Source organism: Brunnivagina elsteri CCALA 953, assembly GCF_002289455.1.
GTDB lineage: Bacteria > Cyanobacteriota > Cyanobacteriia > Cyanobacteriales > Nostocaceae > Brunnivagina > Brunnivagina elsteri.
Window position 1 is genome coordinate 1 of the sequence record NZ_NTFS01000104.1, and the last position, 17049, is coordinate 17049.

Consider the following 17049-nt stretch of genomic DNA (forward strand, 5'->3'; position numbering starts at 1 on the left):
GTGGGGTTCTTTTATTTGGGTGATAATTATGTATATATCGTAGCCCCTTCGCAAGAGAAAACCTACCACTCCCGAATCCCCATGAATAAACCCAAATTCAACTCATTAGCTTTTTACGTTATTGCCATTAGTTCGGTTTTAGTAATCTTCAAAACAGTAACTGTCTACGGGGAAAGTAAGCTCAAAGCACCACAATCTATCGACGGAGACTATGAATTGCAACTCACAGAAAAATTACCCGATTGCCAAAACCCCAACATTCTGGTATTAAATATTCAACAATCAGGTATTTTCTTAAACAGTTCTTTATCCCCAAAATTATCAACAGTAGTAAACAGCAAATTATCTCCAACCAGCGAAAATAACTTGTCTCTGAATGGCAAACTCAACAAACAACAATTCAGCCTATCCGGAAAAGCTTATCCCACAATCTTTTGTCACCTTCCAGTCTCGAAAACATCAATAACCCCAACTCAAAATAAATCTCATCTCAATCCCTCCACAATCTTCACCATTAAAGCCAATCTAAATCCCCAAGGAGGTTTTTCCGGTCAAATTTCTGGTCTAATCAATTCCAATAATGAGCCAAAACCAATTAAATTTAATGCTATTCCCATAAAAATTGAAAAAGAATCTCAAAATCCGAACGACCATTCCAAAAAAAACCTAAACGTATTCACCAGCAGAGGATAGTATTAATATGAGTAACCAATTAGGAAATAAGCAGCTTGTAGATTTATGGCAATATTTGTCCCAGGCAATTCGCAAATATCCCTACAAAAAGCTATTCTCAGTTAGTGTATTTAGCATATTCAGCTTATCTGCAACTTTATCACTGCCAAGCGCTAGCATTGCCAATCCGCAGAATGCTCAACTTCAAGAATGGCGCTTTTCCCCCGAAATTCCACAACTAGAATTTACCCTCTCAGCTGCTTCCCAACCAAAATTACTTTACCTTCGTCAACCAGAACGCTTAGTTATAGACATTCCCAGTACAAAATTAGGCTTTGTCTCGACTCGACAAGATTACAATGGTGCAATTCAGCGCGTTCGTCTTTCTCAACTCAATGCCAGCGTTACCCGCATAGTCATGGACTTAGCTCCGGGAAGCACCTTTAACCCCAACCAAGTATCATTACAATCAGTCTCCTCTAACCGTTGGGTATTGCGTCCATTCCTCACCAGCTATAATCCCAATACCATACCAGGAGGATATTTCCCGAACCAACCAAATAATTATCCACCAGGAACCTACGCACCTCAACCTCAAAACAACCTACCACCAGGAATGTATGCACCTCCATCAGTAGGTAATCTTCCTAATAATTTACCTAATATTCCACCAGAACTGTATCCATCCCAACCGAACGGAAACCTACCACCAACATTGGGAGGAAATAATAACCTTCCTCCACTAACTAATAACATTAACAACAACACTCAACAGCAACCATTCGTTAGCGTACCACCGCTCAACTCTAATAACACCCCACAAATACCTGGTTCAACATTGCCTCCAGCTATCTTCTCCAATCCATCTGGAGGTTTTAATAATGCTCCACCATTAATGAACCCTAATTCAGTTATTACCTACCCCAATGACGTAAATGGTGGTATCAATTCTAATCTAACTCCATTACCTTGGGGACAAAATTTACTACCAAATCCAGGACAATAATCCAACATGATTTTGCTATTCAAACATCGGGGAAAGGTTCGGTATAATCCAATACGGTTCAGATAAAACAAATCGATTGAAATTTGAACCATGTAGAGACGTTGCACTGCAACGTCTCTACATGCCCAAAATTATGACGAAAAATCCTTCCCTGAACCATATTGCGGTATACTCCACGTTGTTCTAGAAAAATAATCCTAATAAATGTAGAGACGCGATATATCGCATCTCTCCCAAAAAAATTGAAATTTTAATTGAAAAATTGAATTAAAGTTTTAAAATCGATCCGTTTCCTGAGATGGAGTAACCGCACCAGGTTGAGTCAGGAAGAAGTTTTCAGCTGCTTCATTTTGATAAATACAGCGAATATCAGGTTTTTCGCCATCCAAACTACCCGTAAAACCAAAAGTATTTAAACGGTTTTTACAATCTCTAACTTGTTTCGATGTTATAAGATTTTTTTGCTCTAAAATAGCCCAGCTATTTTGTCGGATAACACATCCAGGACGCATACTGGGTTGACTTACGTAAACATTAAACGGGTTGAGAGTCACAAACAACCTAGCATCCATTACCATTGCACTGGCTCCATTTTGAGCGCAAATCTCTGGGTTTGGTGCTTTGGTATCAATAAATTCGCGGGAAGCTACATTCGATGGAGTTAATGTAGTTGTCGAGCTAAAAGCTATACCAATCCCGATTCCCAGAATAAACACCCCTCCCAAAATCGCGATGGTGGTGAAATTGAACATCGGGGATTGGAAAGCAGAAGATTTTGAAGTAGTAGCCGATCTACCTGTAGGTCTACGTCTCATTGTTACTTTATCAAAGTTTAGCCTGTAAAAGGAGTGAGTGGTCTAAACTGCTCTCCCTTTTACCAGTATGACGATTACTCGCCGTAATTGTGTATAAGTTTGTATTTTTAGTTTTAGTATTTTAGTCTTTTATTATTTTTTCGGAGATTTCTACTTAAGTGCGGTGCATATAAAAACTATGCGATCGCAGTTTTAAAATCTCCCCAAGCTGTGATTCCCCAAGGTGAAATTGCCTTATCAATTGCAAATAAGCAATCTCAATCGATCAACTCTCGACTATTCACACGTCAACTCTTTTGATTGGTTCAGATTACCGTTTCCATGAAAACTTAACAGCAGGTGTAGCGATTAGTTCAACCGCAAACGAAAGTAAATAAGTAAATTGCGTCAAAATCAAGGTGATATCAATACAGATGGTAATGCTGTTTCCATTTACGGTAATTATTCCCAGAATAATTATTATCTCAGTGGGACTGCAACTTACGGAAACCATAATTTCGAGATTCAGCGTGCGATCGCTTTTGATAATCGCGTCGCTAAAGCAAACACCAATAGCAACCAATTTTCTGCAAACTTAAATAGCGGCTACATTGCGAAATCGGGTAACATCGCTTACGGAGCCAACATTGGTTTAGCCTACGATCGCATCAATCTTAATGGTTACACAGAAGCAGGTGCTGGTAGTCTGAATCTGAAAGTGGACGGACAACAAGCAGAATCTTTGATTTTGAGCTTAGGTGTTCAAAGTTCTGCAACTGTTAAAACTGACATAGGTACTTTTATACCTTATATTCGTGGTAGCTACGAATACCAGCTAACCGACACCGAACGTACAATTACAACAGAACTACTTACCCAACCAGGTATTCCCATCCGAGCAAAAATCCCAGCGAGCGATCGCGATTACTTCAAGTTAAATCTAGGCACACAATGGCAATTATCACCAGATTTATTTGCAGTAATCAACTACGAAACTGCGATTGGCAGGGATAACTATAAGTACCAAAAGTTCTAGGGGAAATCCGTTACCAATTTTAACAACGCAATGCTAAAGGCACGATCGCAAAATCGTGCCCCTAAACCATTAATTCGTAGAGACGCGATTAGTAGCGTCTCCACATCGATTTAGCTAGCCACAGCCAAAGTCTTCTCTAAAGGAGTCCAACGGAAAAAGCGATCGCCACCTCGTTCGACAATCACCTTGACACGCGGTTCCATACTTGGTAAAGCAGCCAAGTACTCTAACTCCTGATCGGAAAGAACATGCCCTTCGATAATCCACAAAACCAAGCCTTTCGACTTGGGTGGTAACTGCTCTAACTGATAAGTCAAAATTGGAGGTATGTAATAAACATAACCAACTGCCGCACCACTATTGGTACTTTTCTTACCCAAATGCGGCGGTCTAACACCGTGAATTCGGGTGAGATAGGCAGCCACATCACCTAAACCCCGTGCCGTAAAGTTTAGAGCATTGTAACCCGCAGCACGCAATCGGCGACGATACCGACCTTCAAAACCCCCTTCCAAGGGAGCATAAACGCCTAAAGCGCCATATTTCTCTAAATCGCGAATCAGCCCTTTACCAGTGGTAATTAGTGCCATGAGTTTTTTTCCTATCCCACTTAGATATTTCTATTATTGACCGGGAATTGTGAAATTCAATTACATAATTAACTTATAGCGGTTATCAGTCGAATTGAATGCGAATATTGTAGGGGCAAACGACTGTTTGCCCTGATTTGTATCCCATCTAAACGAGAAGTGCTATGTGGTCAACACGAAAATACGGTAGACAAACTGCTGTTCGCCTAATCCCCCATTTCGCAGAAAAAAATAATAGACAAAAACAAAGTCACAAGCTATATTATTAGATTGTGACCAAATTTAATTTGAAATCAAATTTAAACTAAAATTAGGTTGCTTCATCGCTGAGGTTAGGTTCGCCAAAATCATATCTAAAAAACTGACAATTTATTTTTAGATAGGGTAAACTATCTAGGGTGACTCTTAGACTGATACAATTAAGAATCTTAGGGAAATTTGGGAGCTTCATCAGAGATACCAAATCAAACTAAAGGAGTTCTAGTTAGACTCACTCGTTAGACTCACTCGGTTAGTCCTGATAAATCCGATAAGCCGAAAACAAACCTTTGTGGTCGTCAGTAAAGCAAAAACTGGGCATTAATGTTGGTTTAGAGCATTACATCAGCCTCAGAAGTGCGGATACTGAGTGGTTCGCCACTTAAGTCCGAAGTTAACCCCAAAGTGCCAGAGTAATGCTTAAGATAAAGCGTTGCTGCACAACTAGCAGAGCTAATTCAGCCTTGCATTAATACCAGAGAGTAACTTTTTTTAATGAAGATGATTCTCACGGTAACTCTGTGGTCAAAATGGTGATGCGAAATTGAGCTTAACTCAACAGATTCGCCAAACAAGCAAAAAGATTAGGTAACGGATTAATCCGTTTACTATTTGGGACTTTTCTCTAGATAGTCTATTTTATAGCTAGTTTAAGAATCTGAAATTAGATAAAAAAATAAGTAAATAAGGAGAACCAGTAACTGTGTCTGTAGGTATTCTCGGCACCAAACTGGGCATGACCCAAATCTTTGATGAAGTTGGAAGGGCGATTCCTGTCACTATCATCCAAGTGGGACCATGTACAGTTACACAAGTAAAAACTGAACAGACCGACGGTTACTCTGCCATTCAGGTTGGCTATCGTGAAGTGAGACCAAAAGGTTTAAGTAAGCCAAAACTGGGACATTTGAAAAAATCAGAATCCCCACCCTTACGTCACTTGCGGGAATATCGCATAGCAAATGCCAGCGAATATTCTTTAGGTCAGCAGATTCAGGCAGATATTTTTAGTAATGGTCAAATCGTAGACGTGAGCGGTAAAAGCATCGGTCGAGGTTTTGCGGGAAACCAAAAACGCAACAACTTCGCACGAGGACCCATGTCACACGGTTCTAAAAACCACCGAGAACCCGGTTCAATCGGTGCGGGTACGACACCAGGTCGTGTGTTCCCCGGTATGAAAATGGCGGGTCGTCTAGGTGGTAAGACTATAACTGTAAAAAAATTAACCGTCGTGCGAGTCGATACCGAACGTAACCTATTGCTAATCAAAGGAGCCATTCCCGGCAAACCTGGAGCCTTAGTCAACGTCTCCCCTGCCAATTTAGTAGCCAGAAAAAAATAATGTTGGTCAAGAGTAGTTAATGGTTAGTGGTTAATAGGTAATGGGGTTTCGAGCCGCCAATAACTAGTAACTAATAGCTGAATAACAAATAGCTGAATAACAAATAACCAATCACTAATAGTTTAGTAACCGACAAGAAAATGTTTGAGTGTGTAGTTAAAAATTGGCAAGGCGAGCAAGTCGGACAAAAAACGTTCGAGATGAAGGTTGCCAAGGAAGAGAATGCCTCCCATATCGTGCATCGCGCATTGGTTAGACAAATGACCAACGCTCGTCAGGGTTCGGCAAATACCAAAACCCGTTCGGAAGTACGAGGTGGTGGACGCAAACCGTGGCGGCAAAAAGGTACAGGACGGGCACGTGCAGGTTCGATTCGTTCGCCATTATGGCGTGGTGGTGGTGTCATTTTTGGACCCAAACCGCGCAAATTTAATATAGAAATGAATCGCAAAGAGCGGAAACTGGCGTTGCGTACAGCATTCGCGAGTCGAATTGACGATTTAATCGTTGTCGAAGAATTTAACTCGCAAATGTCGCGTCCAAAAACCAAAGAATTGGTATCTGCGATCGCACGTTGGGGTTCCGCACCAGAGAATAAAACTCTATTGATTACATCGGAACGTAACGACAACGTATATTTTTCAGCACGCAACGTTGAAAACCTGAAAATGCTATCGGCAAATCAACTCAACGTTTATGACATGCTCAATGCTGACAAAATTATCATCACAGCACAAGCATTAGAACAGGTTCAGGAGGTCTACAGTGCCTAACTATAACGACCCCCGTAATTTACCCGACTTAGTACGTCGCCCCATCGTTACAGAAAAAGCGACAATCTTGATGGAGCAAAACAAATACACATTTGAAGTCGCTCCCAAAGCCGATAAATTCCAAATTAAAGCGGCAATCGAAAGCCTTTTTGATGTCAAAGTCACCAAGGTGAATACCCTCAACCCACCGCGTAAGAAAAAGCGTGTTGGTAAGTTTGTTGGCTTCAAACCCCATTATAAAAAGGCAATTGTAACAATTGCACCTGGAGATGAAGAGAAGATTCGACAAGTTTTATTCCCAGAAGTCTAAAAAAGTTAGGAGTGAGAAGTTAAAAGTGAGCAATTAAGAGTAGTAAATAATTTATTTATGAACTCCTAAGTTACGTATAGAGACCTTTTCAGAGTGTCTCCAACTCACTTCTAATCCCTCCAACTCCTAAATCCTAACTCCTAACTCTCAACTCTTAACTGAAATTATGGGTACTCGTTCTTATCGTCCCTACACCCCCAGCACGCGAGAAGTCACAGTTTCTGACTTTGCGGAAATTACCAAAAGCGAACCCGAAAAGTCGTTAACGGTAAATAAACATCGTCACAAAGGTCGTAACAACCTCGGACGCATCACCAGCCGTCGTCGGGGTGGCGGACACAAACAGCTTTATCGCATCATCGACTTTAAGCGCGACAAACGCAGTATCCCTGCAAAAGTAGCCGCTATCGAGTATGACCCCAACCGCAATGCCCGGATTGCATTACTTTTTTATCGAGATGGGGAAAAGCGTTATATCCTTCATCCGAACGGCTTGAAAGTAGGCACAACTGTAATTGCAGGACCAGACTCTCCAATTGAAGATGGGAATGCATTACCTTTGGCGAATATTCCTTTAGGTGCAACAGTTCACAACGTCGAATTGATTGCCGGGAAAGGTGGTCAAATCGTCCGTGCAGCCGGAGCATCGGCTCAAGTAGTTGCTAAAGAAGGTGATTATGTCACCTTAAAATTACCTTCTACCGAAGTTCGCATGGTACGTCGCGAATGCTACGCCACCATTGGACAAGTTGGAAATATAGAACACCGCAACTTAAGTGCTGGTAAGGCAGGACGTAATCGTTGGAAGGGTCGTCGCCCCAAAGTCAGAGGTAGCGCCATGAACCCAGTAGACCACCCACATGGTGGTGGTGAGGGTCGGGCACCGATTGGTCGCTCCGGTCCTGTAACACCTTGGGGTAAACCAGCACTGGGTATGAAGACTCGCAAACGCAAGAAAGCAAGCAGCGCGTTGATTGTACGTCGTCGTCGTAAGACATCGAAGCGCGGACGTGGCGGACGCGAGTCTTAGAAATAGTTAGGAGTTATGAGTTTTAATTCCTAAATCTTATTAGCTCCTAACTCCTAACTTAAAATAACTCCTAACTCGAATCGGAATCCTATGGGTCGTTCTCTGAAAAAAGGTCCCTTTGTTGCGGATCATTTGCTCAAAAAGATAGATAAGCTCAACGCTATCAACAAAAAAGAAGTCATTAAAACTTGGTCGCGGGCATCAACCATACTGCCGCAGATGGTAGGTCATACTATCGCTGTACATAACGGTAGACAGCATGTTCCCGTGTTTGTGAGTGACCAAATGGTAGGACATAAATTAGGCGAATTTGCTCCTACCCGTACTTATCGTGGTCATGCAAAAAGCGACAAGAAAGGTGGTAGATAGGAGAAAATTATGGCAACTGATACTACTACTAATACTAAAGAAGTTAAAGCGATCGCACGCTATATCCGCATGTCACCTTTGAAAGTGCGGCGGGTTCTCGACCAAATACGAGGTAGAAGCTATCGCGAGGCATTAATCATTCTCGAATTCATGCCTTATCGAGCTTGCGATATCGTCCTCAAACTAATTCGTAGCGCTGCTGCAAACGCCGAACATAACAACGGACTCGACCGCACACAATTAGTAATTACTCAAGCGTATGCCGACCAAGGTCCAGTTCTCAAGCGTTTCCAACCTAGAGCGCAGGGTCGAGCCTACCAAATTCGCAAACCAACATGTCATATAACTGTTGCTGTAGCTGAAGGTGCAGCTGCGAAATAAAACACATTGCCAAAACTTATTCAAAAGAGTACGTTGTGTCAACTGCGCGATATTTACAAAAAAACTCCTACAGCAAGAAATTTTAGAGGAAGTATTTGTGGGACAGAAGATTCATCCAGTAGGCTTTCGCCTGGGGATTACTCGAGAACACCAATCTCGTTGGTTTGCAGAACCTAGCCGCTATCCAGAGCTTTTGCAAGAAGACTATAAACTTCGCAAATACATCGAAGAGAAGCTAGGTCGATTAGCACAAAATAACGCCGGAATTTCCGAAGTTCGGATTGAACGCAAAGCTGACCAAATTGACCTTGAAGTTCGCACCGCCAGACCTGGTGTTGTTGTTGGACGAGGAGGGCAAGGTATTGAATCACTGCGTACCGGACTGCAAGAACTTCTTGGTAGCAACCGCCAAATTCGCATTAACGTTGTTGAAGTTCAGCGAGTTGATGCCGATGCTTATTTGATTGCCGAATATGTAGCGCAGCAACTTGAACGTCGGGTGTCCTTCCGTCGAGTCGTGCGTCAAGCAATTCAACGTGCCCAACGTGCTGGAATCCAAGGCATCAAAATTCAAGTTAGCGGTCGTCTCAACGGTGCTGAAATCGCTCGTACAGAAGCATCACGGGAAGGAAGCGTTCCTTTGCATACCTTACGGGCTGACATTGACTACTCATGCTGCACAGCCAAAACTATCTACGGTATCCTTGGTATCAAGGTTTGGGTATTCAAAGGCGAGATTATCCCCGGACAAGAAGAAGTTGCTGCACCAAGCTCAAATCGAGATAGAGATCGAGAACGAGGCGATCGCGGCGAACCCCGTCGTCGTGGTGGTGGTGGTGGTCAACGTCGTCGTCAACAATTTGAAGACCGCTCAAATGAAGGATAAATGAATTTTAGATTTGAGATTTGAGATTTGAGATTTGAGATTTGTTCTTCAATCCAAAATCCCCAAATAGGGATAAACGGAATTTTAAGGCTTGTTCTTCAATCAAAATTCTAAATCTTAAATCCGTAGACACCCAGAGGGTGGCTTCCCGAAGGGTAATCCAAAATTGTTACTAAAGTTATGCTAAGTCCAAGAAGAACTAAATTCCGCAAACAGCAACGCGGACGGATGAAAGGGTTAGCTTCACGTGGAAGCACCTTAAATTTTGGTGATTTTGCTCTCCAAGCACAGGAACCATGCTGGATTACCTCAAGGCAAATCGAGGCTTCCCGTCGGGCGATGACTCGTTATATCCGCCGGGGTGGTAAAATTTGGATTCGTATCTTCCCTGATAAACCAGTCACTATGCGTCCCGCAGAAACTCGGATGGGTTCCGGTAAAGGAAACCCTGAGTATTGGGTCGCTGTGGTGAAGCCGGGGCGTATTTTATTTGAAATCGCTGGTGTTACCGAAGAAACAGCTCGCGAAGCAATGCGTTTGGCAGCTTATAAGTTGCCGATTAAAACTAAATTTATTTCGCGTTCTGAAATAGAACCCCAAGAACCAGAACAGGTACAGGTACAGGTACAGGAGTAGGAGTAGGTAATGCCGCTTCCCAAGATTTCAGAAGCTAGAGAATTAAGTGATGAAAGATTAGTTGAGGAAATTCTGGCAGTTAAAAAGCAATTGTTTCAATTGCGGTTGCAAAAAGCGACAAGACAGCTAGAAAAACCCCATCAATTTAGACATGCTCGCCATCGTTTATCACAGTTATTAACTGTGGAAACTGAGCGTAAAAAAGCAGTAGCAAAGGAAAGTTAGGAGTTAAAGTTAGGAATTAGGAGTTAGGGATTAGGAGTTAGGGATTAGGAGTTAGGAATTAGGAGTTAGGGATTAGGAGTTAGAGATTAGGAGTTAGGGATTAAGAGTTAAATATTCAAGTGAATTTTACTCATAACTTACAACTCATAACTTACAACTCATAACTTACAACTCATAACTTACAACTCATAACTCATAACTCATAACTCTAAGAAGTAGGAGATTATGGCAGTTAAAGAAAGAGTCGGTTTGGTAGTGAGCGACAAAATGCAAAAAACGGTAGTAGTTGCCGTTGAAAACCGCGCTCCCCACCCTAAGTACGGAAAAATCGTGGTGAAAACCCGGCGTTATAAAGCTCATGATGAAGGGGATAAGTGTAAAATCGGCGATCGCGTTCGTATTTCCGAAACCCGACCACTGAGTAAAACAAAACGCTGGCAAGTCACAGAAATCCTGACTAAGTAACATAAACATCATCGTTGTTAGAAATCTAACGACTTTCTAGGGAGAGTAATCGTGATTCAGCAGCAATCTTATCTCAATGTGGCAGATAACAGCGGTGCGCGCAAAATTATGTGCATCCGCGTACTGAGTAAAGGTAACAGCCGTTATGGCTTCATTGGCGATCGCATTATCGGTGTCGTTAAAGATGCTATCCCCAACATGGGTGTTAAAAAATCCGATGTTGTCGAAGCAGTTATCGTCCGTACCCGTCACACTATCCGTAGAGATAGCGGCATGAGTATTCGTTTTGACGATAACGCCGCAGTCATCATCAACAAAGATGGCAATCCCAAAGGTACCCGTGTTTTCGGTCCCGTAGCACGGGAATTACGAGAAAGAAGTTTCACCAAAATTGTATCCCTGGCACCGGAGGTGCTTTAATGCCAAAGGAAAAGCCTAAAGTCTTCCACAAGATGCATGTCAAAACTGGCGATACCGTACAAGTAATCGCTGGTAAAGACAAAGGCAAAGTCGGCGAAGTGATGAAAGCGCTTCCCCAAGACAGCAAAGTTCTTGTCAAAGGCGTGAATATGAAAACAAAACACGTCAAACCCCAAGCCGAAGGGGAATCAGGACGGGTTGTTACCCAAGAGTTTCCCATTCATAGTTCTAATGTGATGTTGTATTCGACCAAGCAAAATGTTGCTAGCCGAGTTTGCTACACCGTCACCGCAGAAGGGAAGAAAGTGCGAATGCTCAAAAAGACTGGAGAAATCCTAGATAAATAGTTAGGAGTTAGAAGTTGAGAGTTAGGAGCTAATAGTTAGGAGTTAATAGTTAGGAGTTAATAATTAAAAATAAGTATTTAATTAGTAACTCAATTTATAACTAATAACTCATAATTCATCACTCGATTTATAACTCATAATTCATAATTCATCACTCATAACTTACTTTTTCCCTGACAAAGACCAGGGATATTAAGGACCGCAATTATGGCAAATAAGCTCAAGTCCACATTTCAAGAGACCATAACTCCCAAACTGATCAAACAGTTTGATTATACGAACGTTCACCAAGTACCTAAAGTCATTAAAGTTACTGTGAACAGAGGATTGGGAGAGGCTGCAACTAATGCAAAAGCGCTCGAAGCTTGTCTCAGCGAAATTGCATTAATTACTGGTCAAAAGCCAGTTGTCACCAGAGCTAAAAAAGCGATCGCAGGTTTTAAAATTCGTGAAGGAATGCCCGTAGGAGTCATGGTGACACTACGTGGTGACCGGATGTATTCTTTCCTCGAACGCTTGATTAATCTGGCACTGCCTCGAATCCGCGACTTTCGCGGAATTAGCCCCAAAAGCTTTGACGGACGGGGGAATTATACCCTTGGCATTCGTGAACAATTAATATTTCCAGAAGTCGAATACGACAAAATCGACCAAATTCGTGGTATGGACATCTCTATCATTACCACAGCTAAAAACGACGAAGAAGGTCGCGCTTTACTCAAAGAAATGGGTATGCCCTTTCGCGATCAATAAGTTCATCTAGACAGAGGGAAAGATGGCGGTAAACGACACAATTGCAGATATGCTCACGCGCATCCGCAATGCCAATATGGCAAGGCATCAAACAACATTAGTGCCTGCAACAAAAATGACTCGCAACATTGCACTAGTGTTGCGTGAAGAAGGCTTTATCGGTGAATTTGAAGAAGCCGGAGAGGGTATTAGAACAAATTTGGTAATTTCCCTTAAATATAAGGGCAAAAGTCGCCAACCCCTAATTACAGCCCTCAAACGAATTAGCAAACCAGGCTTGCGTGTTTATTCCAACCGTAAAGACCTGCCGCGCGTACTTGGTGGTATTGGTATTGCAATTATTTCCACATCAAGCGGCATTATGACAGACCGCGAAGCCCGCCGCCAAAATGTCGGTGGTGAAGTGCTTTGTTACGTTTGGTAGGAAAGTTAGGAGTTTGTTTGAGGAGTGAGGAATTCAAAACACAACTCATAACCCACCACTAACAACTCATAACGAAAGCAAAGGTAAAAATTATGTCTCGAATCGGTAAACGTCCAATTACGGTTCCAGCGAAAGTCCAAGTGACAATTAATGGTGCCAAAATAGTTGTAAAAGGTCCCAAAGGCGAACTTTTCCGTAGTTTGCCCCCCAATATATCGGTGGCACAAGAGGGAGAAATCCTTTCTGTAAATCGCCGTGATGAAACTCGGCAATCCCGCCAATTACATGGTTTATGCCGGACCCTTGTAGCAAATATGGTAGAAGGTGTATCCCAAGGTTTTCAGCGACGTTTGGAAATTCAAGGGGTTGGTTATCGGGCTGCGCTTCAAGGTCGTAATCTCGTTCTCAACATGGGTTACAGCCATCAAGTGCAAATTGTACCTCCCGATGGGATTCAGTTCGCAGTTGAAGGCAATACCAACGTCATAGTTACCGGATACGACAAAGAGATCGTTGGTAATACAGCAGCACAAATTCGCGCTGTTCGTCCACCCGAACCCTACAAAGGTAAAGGTATTCGCTACTCTGGCGAAGCTGTTCGTCGTAAAGCTGGTAAGACTGGTAAGGGTAAGAAATAAGATATGAAACTCACTCGCAGAGAATCGAAAGACCGCCGTCGTCGTCGTATTCGCGGCAAGATCAGTGGTTCTTCAGAACGTCCCCGTTTGGCTGTATTTCGTTCCAATGAGCATATTTATGTTCAAGTGATTGATGATGTATCACATCACACCTTAGTTGCAGCTTCTACTTTAGACCCAGAATTGAAAACTCAATTGGCTTCTAGTGGTAACTGCCAAGCTTCAACCGAAGTTGGAAAATTGATCGCCAAACGTTCGATTGAAAAAGGTATTACACAAGTAGTATTCGACCGTGGTGGTAATCTTTACCACGGGCGGATTAAGGCACTAGCGGAAGCAGCCCGTGAAGCTGGTTTGGATTTTTAAAATTGGTTAGTAGTTAATGGTTAGTAGTTAATAGTTACTAATTAGTCGTTAATGGTTAATAGTTAATTAAATTAATAACCAATAACCAATAACTAATAGCCAATAACCAATAACAAATAACCAGTAACTAATAACAAATCGCAAAGGACATTAAATATGGCAACTGGTGGTCGTAAGAAATCAAACCGTACGAAAAAAGAAGAAACTACCTGGCAAGAACGGGTTATTCAAATTCGTCGCGTTAGTAAAGTAGTTAAAGGTGGTAAAAAACTCAGTTTCCGTGCCATCGTTGTTGTTGGTAACGAACGTGGTCAGGTTGGTGTTGGAGTCGGTAAGGCATCCGATGTTATTGGTGCTGTGAAAAAAGGTGTAGCTGACGGCAAAAAACACCTAATTGATATCCCAATGACAAAATCAAACTCAATCCCCCATCCCATTAATGGCATGGGTGGTGGTGCTAAAGTCATGATGCGTCCGGCTGCTCCTGGTACTGGTGTAATCGCCGGTGGTGCAGTGCGTACAGTTCTCGAATTGGCTGGAATCCGTAACATTTTGGCAAAACAACTTGGCTCGAACAATCCTTTGAACAATGCTCGCGCTGCTGTGAATGCACTTTCTACCCTGCGTACTTTTTCGCAAGTCGCTGAAGACCGTGGTGTTCCCATTGAAAGGCTCTACGCTCAGTAAAATCCACAGTAAATGTAATTAAGGACGAATTATTAAGCCATGAGACTCCATGATTTAAAGCCGCAAGTTGGCTCAAAAAAACGCGCTCGCCGCGTTGGTCGCGGTATTGCAGCTGGTCAAGGTGCAAGTGCTGGTTTAGGGATGCGCGGTCAAAATTCCCGTTCTGGTGGCGGAACTAGACCCGGTTTTGAAGGTGGTCAACAACCCTTGTACCGCCGTTTACCAAAGTTGAAGGGCTTTCCTCTCGCTCCTCACAAGAAATACACTACGATTAATGTAGAAAAGCTAGCTTCGCTCCCCGCAGATACAGAGGTATCATTGGAATCTTTGAAAGAAGTCGGAATCCTGACATCAGGCAAAGACCCTTTGAAAGTACTGGGTAATGGGGAATTGGGTGTTGCACTCAAAGTTAAAGCGGCGGCTTTTACCGCATCAGCTCGTAGCAAAATTGAAGCAGCTGGTGGGAGTTGTGAAATTTCGAGGTGAGTAGATACCTCTTCTGGACGCACTCTCAGGGTCAGTAATCTCCCTTTCCAGCGCCAGGTTCACTTTCTAGGTAACACCCTCTATGATTAGTCGAGATAAACCCCCAAGCGCTCAAGAAACTTTTATGCAGATGGCGCAAGCAGCTGGACTTAGAGGTCGGCTGCTTGTTACGGTCGGTATTTTAATTTTGATTCGGTTGGGTATTCATATACCTATTCCGGGCATCAATCGTGAAGCTTTTGCTGCCGCGATCGCAAATAATAATCAAGTATTAAGCTTTTTGGATATCTTTTCGGGAGGCGGACTATCGGCGCTTGGTGTATTCGCGCTGGGCATTTTGCCTTATATTAATGCCTCGATTATCATCCAACTTTTAACCGCCGCCATCCCTGCTTTAGAAAATTTACAAAAAAATGAAGGCGAAGCTGGCAGACGTAAGCTTTCCCAATATACCCGTTATGTTTCGTTGGGATGGGCAATTTTACAAAGTGTTTTCATCTCAGGGTTTTGGTTACAAGCATATGCCATTAAACCTGGACCTTTTTTCATCGCTCAAACCGCGATCGCACTTGTTGCTGGTTCCATGTTTGTAATGTGGGCTTCGGAAGTTGTTACCGAACGGGGAATTGGAAATGGCGCATCTTTGTTGATTTTTGTCAATATTGTCGCCACACTGCCGAAATCCTTACAAAATACAATCCAATTAGTTGAAAGTGGTGGACGCGATACAGTCGGTCGGGTGATCGTTTTGTTACTTCTGTTCTTAGTCACAACTGTTGGGATTGTTTTCATCCAAGAAGGTGTCCGTCGCATCCCCATTATCTCAGCTCGTCGTCAAGTGGGTCGTCGTATTTTGGCAGAACAACGTAGTTATCTGCCATTGCGTCTCAATCAAGGTGGTGTCATGCCAATTATTTTTGCATCTGCCATCCTCAGTTTGCCTGCTTTGATTTCCCAATTCGCCAAAAATCCAACTTTCGCCAATATAGTCCAAACGTATCTCAGTCCCGGTGGGAACGCTTCTTGGGTTTACGCACTAGTACAATTGGTTTCAATTGTTTTCTTTAGCTACTTCTACTCCTCACTAATAGTGAATCCAGTCGATGTGGCACAGAACCTCAAAAAAATGGGTTCGAGTATCCCCGGTATTCGTCCTGGGAAAGCTACTAGTGAGTATATCGAGCGTGTATTAAATCGATTAACCTTTTTAGGTGCAATTTTCTTAGGATTAATTGCGATCGTTCCCACCGGAATCGAGGGATTCCTGAATATTCGGACGTTTCAAGGATTTGGTGCTACCTCGCTATTAATCTTGGTTGGTGTGGCGATTGATACGGCGAAGCAGATACAAACCTATGTAATCTCTCAGCGCTATGAAGGAATGGTGAAACAATAGTGACGCGACTAATCTTCTTGGGACCTCCGGGTGCGGGCAAGGGAACGCAAGCGAAAGAACTCGCAGACCACTTGCAAATTCCCCACATTTCTACGGGTGATATTTTACGCCAAGCATTAAAACACCAAACCCCTTTAGGAATTAAAGCCCAGATTTATATGGATAAGGGTGAGTTAGTTCCGGACCACTTAGTACAAGACATGGTAGAGGAACGCCTCAAGCAAGCCGATACTGAATCTGGCTGGATTCTTGATGGTTTTCCTCGAACTGTTCAACAGGCTAGTTTCTTACAATCTTTATTGCAAAAACTAGAGCAAAGGGGGGAAAGGGTTGTCAACTTGGATGTTCCCGATGATGTTGTGGTGGGACGTTTGCTTGAGCGCGGACGTAAAGACGATAGCGAAGATGTAATTCGTCGTCGTCTTGAAGTTTATCGCTCGGAAACTGCACCATTAATTGACTATTACAGTTCTAGAGAGCAATTGTTTATAGTTAATGGGAATCAGTCTCTGGAAGACGTCACTGTCGAAATCACAAAAGCTATTTCTTAGGGAAAGGTTAATGGGTAATGGTTGTTTGCCCTTTGTTTTGCCAATGACCAATGCCCCTCAACCTAGCTATGTCCAAATTCTCTTTTAAATAAGATATATTAATAAACTGTTGATATATTTAGCAAAATATGTTTGCTTGCAGTAGTAGCTGAATTGCAAGTGACTACAAAAATATTGAGTTGAGGAAAAAAACACTTGTCTAAAC

Annotated in this window: 25 protein-coding genes; 23 read left to right on the top strand and 2 right to left on the bottom strand. The window is 42.6% G+C overall.

Annotated features, from left to right (window positions below):
• Together CK510_RS11500 and CK510_RS11505 are read left to right on the top strand one after the other, a co-directional pair.
• Positions 1 to 693, top strand: a 693-nt coding sequence (locus CK510_RS11500) for a hypothetical protein (RefSeq protein WP_211293173.1), incomplete at its 5' end; no start/stop codon positions are given.
• Positions 694 to 700: 7 nt separating this feature from the next.
• Positions 701 to 1678 carry an AMIN domain-containing protein gene (locus CK510_RS11505; RefSeq protein ID WP_095721836.1) on the top strand — a complete coding sequence of 326 codons (978 nt, stop codon included), beginning with the start codon at positions 701 to 703 and terminating at the stop codon, positions 1676 to 1678.
• 275 nt (positions 1679 to 1953) lie between these two features.
• Here CK510_RS11505 and CK510_RS11510 read toward each other — a convergent pair whose 3' ends face one another.
• On the bottom strand, positions 1954 to 2493 hold the full coding sequence (locus CK510_RS11510) for a DUF3172 domain-containing protein (protein WP_095721837.1): 540 nt from the start codon (positions 2491 to 2493) through the stop codon (positions 1954 to 1956).
• Positions 2494 to 2875: 382 nt separating this feature from the next.
• Here CK510_RS11510 and CK510_RS11515 point away from each other — a divergent pair, with 382 nt between their 5' ends.
• Positions 2876 to 3508: an autotransporter outer membrane beta-barrel domain-containing protein gene (locus CK510_RS11515; protein WP_158224887.1), complete on the top strand. Its 633-nt coding sequence runs from the start codon at positions 2876 to 2878 to the stop codon at positions 3506 to 3508.
• A gap of 110 nt (positions 3509 to 3618) precedes the next feature.
• Here the strand turns inward: CK510_RS11515 and CK510_RS11520 are convergent, their stop codons facing one another.
• Entirely contained in the window at positions 3619 to 4098 is a 480-nt protein-coding gene (locus CK510_RS11520; RefSeq protein ID WP_095721839.1) for an NAD(P)H-quinone oxidoreductase subunit N, read from the bottom strand.
• A gap of 961 nt (positions 4099 to 5059) precedes the next feature.
• Here CK510_RS11520 and rplC point away from each other — a divergent pair.
• The 20 genes from rplC to CK510_RS11620 all read left to right on the top strand — a co-directional run bounded on the left by rplC (position 5060) and on the right by CK510_RS11620 (position 16844).
• The gene (rplC, locus tag CK510_RS11525) at positions 5060 to 5701 is read left to right on the top strand and encodes a 50S ribosomal protein L3 (protein WP_095721840.1); all 642 of its coding nucleotides are present in this window, start codon (positions 5060 to 5062) and stop codon (positions 5699 to 5701) included.
• Positions 5702 to 5841: 140 nt separating this feature from the next.
• Complete coding sequence (gene rplD / locus CK510_RS11530; protein ID WP_095721841.1) at positions 5842 to 6474, top strand: 50S ribosomal protein L4; 633 nt, start codon at positions 5842 to 5844, stop codon at positions 6472 to 6474.
• Positions 6467 to 6784, top strand: coding sequence for a 50S ribosomal protein L23 (locus CK510_RS11535; protein ID WP_095721842.1), 318 nt, complete (start codon positions 6467 to 6469; stop codon positions 6782 to 6784). The genes rplD and CK510_RS11535 overlap by 8 nt, the downstream gene beginning before the upstream one ends.
• A gap of 166 nt (positions 6785 to 6950) precedes the next feature.
• Positions 6951 to 7814: a 50S ribosomal protein L2 gene (gene rplB / locus CK510_RS11540; protein WP_095721843.1), complete on the top strand. Its 864-nt coding sequence runs from the start codon at positions 6951 to 6953 to the stop codon at positions 7812 to 7814.
• A gap of 90 nt (positions 7815 to 7904) precedes the next feature.
• A complete protein-coding gene (gene rpsS, locus CK510_RS11545) occupies positions 7905 to 8183 on the top strand; it encodes a 30S ribosomal protein S19 (RefSeq protein ID WP_095721844.1) in 279 nt (92 codons plus the stop codon).
• Positions 8184 to 8192: 9 nt separating this feature from the next.
• Positions 8193 to 8564, top strand: a complete 372-nt coding sequence (rplV, locus tag CK510_RS11550; RefSeq protein ID WP_095721845.1) for a 50S ribosomal protein L22 — start codon at positions 8193 to 8195, stop codon at positions 8562 to 8564.
• A gap of 97 nt (positions 8565 to 8661) precedes the next feature.
• Positions 8662 to 9450 carry a 30S ribosomal protein S3 gene (rpsC, locus tag CK510_RS11555; RefSeq protein ID WP_095721859.1) on the top strand — a complete coding sequence of 263 codons (789 nt, stop codon included), beginning with the start codon at positions 8662 to 8664 and terminating at the stop codon, positions 9448 to 9450.
• Between the two features lie 180 nt (positions 9451 to 9630).
• Positions 9631 to 10086, top strand: coding sequence for a 50S ribosomal protein L16 (gene rplP / locus CK510_RS11560; protein ID WP_095721846.1), 456 nt, complete (start codon positions 9631 to 9633; stop codon positions 10084 to 10086).
• A gap of 9 nt (positions 10087 to 10095) precedes the next feature.
• Entirely contained in the window at positions 10096 to 10311 is a 216-nt protein-coding gene (gene rpmC, locus CK510_RS11565; RefSeq protein WP_095721847.1) for a 50S ribosomal protein L29, read from the top strand.
• Positions 10312 to 10536: 225 nt separating this feature from the next.
• Positions 10537 to 10776, top strand: a complete 240-nt coding sequence (rpsQ, locus tag CK510_RS11570) for a 30S ribosomal protein S17 (protein ID WP_095721848.1) — start codon at positions 10537 to 10539, stop codon at positions 10774 to 10776.
• Positions 10777 to 10827: 51 nt separating this feature from the next.
• Entirely contained in the window at positions 10828 to 11196 is a 369-nt protein-coding gene (gene rplN / locus CK510_RS11575) for a 50S ribosomal protein L14 (protein ID WP_095721849.1), read from the top strand.
• Complete coding sequence (rplX, locus tag CK510_RS11580) at positions 11196 to 11543, top strand: 50S ribosomal protein L24 (RefSeq protein ID WP_095721850.1); 348 nt, start codon at positions 11196 to 11198, stop codon at positions 11541 to 11543. Before rplN ends, rplX begins: the two co-directional genes overlap by 1 nt.
• Before the next feature lie 207 nt (positions 11544 to 11750).
• Complete coding sequence (rplE, locus tag CK510_RS11585) at positions 11751 to 12296, top strand: 50S ribosomal protein L5 (protein WP_095721851.1); 546 nt, start codon at positions 11751 to 11753, stop codon at positions 12294 to 12296.
• Positions 12297 to 12318: 22 nt separating this feature from the next.
• Positions 12319 to 12720 carry a 30S ribosomal protein S8 gene (gene rpsH, locus CK510_RS11590; RefSeq protein ID WP_095721852.1) on the top strand — a complete coding sequence of 134 codons (402 nt, stop codon included), beginning with the start codon at positions 12319 to 12321 and terminating at the stop codon, positions 12718 to 12720.
• Between the two features lie 92 nt (positions 12721 to 12812).
• On the top strand, positions 12813 to 13358 hold the full coding sequence (rplF, locus tag CK510_RS11595) for a 50S ribosomal protein L6 (RefSeq protein WP_095721853.1): 546 nt from the start codon (positions 12813 to 12815) through the stop codon (positions 13356 to 13358).
• A gap of 3 nt (positions 13359 to 13361) precedes the next feature.
• Positions 13362 to 13724 (top strand): 50S ribosomal protein L18, encoded by a 363-nt coding sequence (gene rplR / locus CK510_RS11600; RefSeq protein ID WP_095721854.1) that lies wholly within the window; start codon positions 13362 to 13364, stop codon positions 13722 to 13724.
• Between the two features lie 156 nt (positions 13725 to 13880).
• On the top strand, positions 13881 to 14411 hold the full coding sequence (gene rpsE / locus CK510_RS11605) for a 30S ribosomal protein S5 (RefSeq protein WP_095721855.1): 531 nt from the start codon (positions 13881 to 13883) through the stop codon (positions 14409 to 14411).
• Between the two features lie 39 nt (positions 14412 to 14450).
• The gene (gene rplO / locus CK510_RS11610) at positions 14451 to 14897 is read left to right on the top strand and encodes a 50S ribosomal protein L15 (RefSeq protein WP_095721856.1); all 447 of its coding nucleotides are present in this window, start codon (positions 14451 to 14453) and stop codon (positions 14895 to 14897) included.
• Between the two features lie 82 nt (positions 14898 to 14979).
• Positions 14980 to 16293, top strand: a complete 1314-nt coding sequence (secY, locus tag CK510_RS11615) for a preprotein translocase subunit SecY (protein WP_095721857.1) — start codon at positions 14980 to 14982, stop codon at positions 16291 to 16293.
• Positions 16293 to 16844, top strand: coding sequence for an adenylate kinase (locus CK510_RS11620; RefSeq protein WP_095721858.1), 552 nt, complete (start codon positions 16293 to 16295; stop codon positions 16842 to 16844). Before secY ends, CK510_RS11620 begins: the two co-directional genes overlap by 1 nt.
• Positions 16845 to 17049 lie beyond the last annotated feature (205 nt).